This window comes from Streptomyces poriferorum (genome assembly GCF_019399235.1).
Classification (GTDB): Bacteria; Actinomycetota; Actinomycetes; order Streptomycetales; family Streptomycetaceae; genus Streptomyces; species Streptomyces poriferorum.
Genome location: NZ_JAELVH010000564.1, coordinates 1 through 2,798 on the forward strand (window position 1 = coordinate 1; position 2,798 = coordinate 2,798).

Below are 2,798 nucleotides of genomic sequence, written 5' to 3' on the forward strand. Positions count from 1 at the left end.
GTGCGCAACGAGGCGGGCGGCGGCTCGGCCAGGGACACGGGGGACGGCGGCAGGTCCGGCGGGGACTCGTAGGGTGCGGCGGGGGGAGTGCCGTGGTCATGGTCCGGCCCGTGGGCCGTCGAGGTCTGCCGTGACGTGTCGTCCATGCCGATCACTCTGCGTCAGTACGAAGATCACACCTGACCTTGGGAACGCTGCCGCATACGGGTTCACACCAATGGGCCCGGGTGCCAGTCTTGGATCATGGACGATCTTCTCGAACTACTGCGCGCGGGCCTGCCGGCCGAGGCCCTGATCACCGACCCGGACATCACCGCGTCCTACGCCAACGACATGGCGAGCTTCTGCGAAGCGGGCACACCCGCCGTCGTCACGCTGCCCCGCACCGTCGAGCAGGTCCAGCACATCATGCGCACCGCCACCGCGCTGCGCGTCCCGGTCGTCCCCCAGGGCGCCCGCACCGGCCTGTCCGGCGCGGCCAACGCCTCGGACGGCTGCATCGTGCTCTCCCTGGTGAAGATGGACCGGATCCTGGAGATCAGCCCCGTCGACCGCATCGCCGTGGTGGAGCCGGGTGTCATCAACGCCGTCCTGTCCCGCGCGGTCAACGAGCACGGGCTGTACTACCCGCCGGACCCCTCCAGCTGGGAGATGTGCACCATCGGCGGCAACATCGGCACCGCCTCCGGCGGCCTGTGCTGCGTGAAGTACGGGGTCACCGCCGAATACGTCCTGGGCCTCGACGTCGTCCTCGCCGACGGACGCCTGCTCACCACCGGCCGCCGCACCGCCAAGGGCGTCGCCGGATACGACCTCACCCGGCTCTTCGTCGGCTCCGAAGGCAGCCTCGGCATCGTTGTCAAGGCCGTGCTCGCGCTCAAACCGCAACCGCCCCAGCAGCTCGTCCTGGCCGCCGAGTTCCCCAGCGCGGCAAGCGCCTGCGACGCCATCTGCCGCATCATGGAACGCGGGCACACACCGTCACTCCTCGAACTGATGGACCGTACAACAGTCCAAGCGGTCAACAGGATGGCGAACATGGGCCTCCCCGACTCCACCGAGGCCCTCCTGCTCGCCGCCTTCGACACCCCGGACCCCTCCGCCGACCTCGCCGCCGTCGCCGAACTGTGCACCGCCGCCGGAGCCACCGAGGTCGTCCCCGCCGAGGACGCCGCCGAGTCCGAAATGCTGCTCCAGGCCCGGCGCATGTCGCTCACCGCGCTGGAGACCGTCAAGTCGGCGACCATGATCGACGACGTGTGCGTACCGCGCTCGCAGCTCGGCGCCATGCTCGAAGGCACGGCGGCCGTCGCCGAGAAGTACGACCTCACCATCGGCGTCTGCGCACACGCGGGCGACGGCAACACCCACCCCGTCGTCTGCTTCGACCACACCGACGCCGACGAGTCCCGACGGGCCCGCGAGTCCTTCGACGAGATCATGGCGCTCGGCCTCGCACTCGGCGGCACGATCACCGGCGAACACGGCGTGGGCGTACTCAAGAAGGAGTGGCTCGCCCGGGAACTCGGCGAGGTGAGCGTGGAACTGCACCGGGGTATCAAGCAGGCCTTCGACCCGCTGGGCCTCCTCAACCCGGGCAAGGTCTTCTGAGAGGCCGTCCGAAGCCCCGGCCGCCCTCTCAACTCTCCCCGTCCTGCGACTCGTCCGACGGCCACGGGTCGCTCATCCACAGGTCGTCGGCGGGCAGCGGCGCGAGCAGCTCGGCCAGCGCCTCGTCGATGCCGAGCCGCTCGGACTCCGCACCCGGCGCGACGGCGTGCAGCGTCCGCTCCACCCAGGTGGCCACCGCGGCGGACGGCACCTCCAGCAGGGCGTTGCCGTCCGGCGAGGTCAGCGCCACGGGATGACGCTGCGGCCCTCGACCTTCGTGGGCCAGATCCGCACGTCCCCGTGCCCGCACGGCCGGAACACCCCCTCGACCAGCAGGTCGCGGGCGAAAGTCCAGTGCACGGGGGCGTCGGAGCCGATGTGGAAGGTGATGTGCACGGCGTAGGGATCCTCGGTGCGATACGTCAGCCGGGCGGGCACGGGGATGCTGCGCTCGGGCGACAGGACGAGCTTGAGCTCCAGCTCTCGTTCCACGACGGTGTTCATGAGGTGCGTCCTTTCGATGCCTGTGGGCCGGTCGCACGACCGCCCGCACAGGGAGAGAGCGCCCTCCCCGCCATTCATTACGCGACTTCGGGAAAAATATTTCGGAGCGACCGGAAAGTGGTCCAAACACCGGGACCGGCCCGGTGACAGGCGGCTGTCTGATAGATGTGGTCCCTTCTATGAGGACCGGCCGTTCCCCCATCGCCGGCCGGTCCCAGGCCTCGAAGAGATACGGGACCACGGTGATGAGCGCCCCAACCCCGGCACCCGGTGACGACCGACCCCGCGAGGGGTACTACCCCGACCCGTCCATTCCCGGATACGTCCGGTACTGGAACGGCGCTTCCTGGGTGCCCGGCACCAGCCGGCCCGCCCCGCAGCAGGGCGAACCCATGCCCGCCGCGCCCGCCGGGGAGGAGGCCGCACCGCACACCCCCGTCCCCGGACCCGCCGCGGTGGACGAGACCGGCCCGGTCTTCTTCGACGAGGACCCGTACGAGGGGAACCGCCCCGAACCCGCCACCGCCTGGCAGGCCGACGCCTCCCGGCAGACCGGCTTCGGCGGCGAGCGCGACCGACGGGTCTCCTGGGGCGGGCAGTCCGAACCGCGGGACGGCAGGGCCGAAGCCGATCCGCGGACGCCCGCGGCCGGTTCCCCCGAGGCCGCTCCGGCGGACCGGGCC

2 protein-coding genes and 1 pseudogene are annotated in these 2,798 nt (G+C 71.0%); 2 read left to right on the forward strand and 1 reads right to left on the reverse strand.

Annotated elements, in window-relative coordinates:
• Positions 1–243 precede the first annotated feature (243 nt).
• The gene (locus tag JGS39_RS39650) at positions 244–1,611 is read left to right on the forward strand and encodes an FAD-binding oxidoreductase (RefSeq protein ID WP_219574606.1); all 1,368 of its coding nucleotides are present in this window, start codon (positions 244–246) and stop codon (positions 1,609–1,611) included.
• 28 nt (positions 1,612–1,639) lie between these two features.
• Here JGS39_RS39650 and JGS39_RS39655 read toward each other — a convergent pair.
• A pseudogene (locus tag JGS39_RS39655) lies at positions 1,640–2,115 on the reverse strand (SsgA family sporulation/cell division regulator).
• A 245-nt stretch (positions 2,116–2,360) separates the two neighbouring features.
• Between JGS39_RS39655 and JGS39_RS39660 the strand changes: the two are divergent.
• Positions 2,361–2,798: DUF2510 domain-containing protein (locus JGS39_RS39660; protein ID WP_219574607.1), on the forward strand; the 438-nt coding region annotated here is incomplete at its 3' end.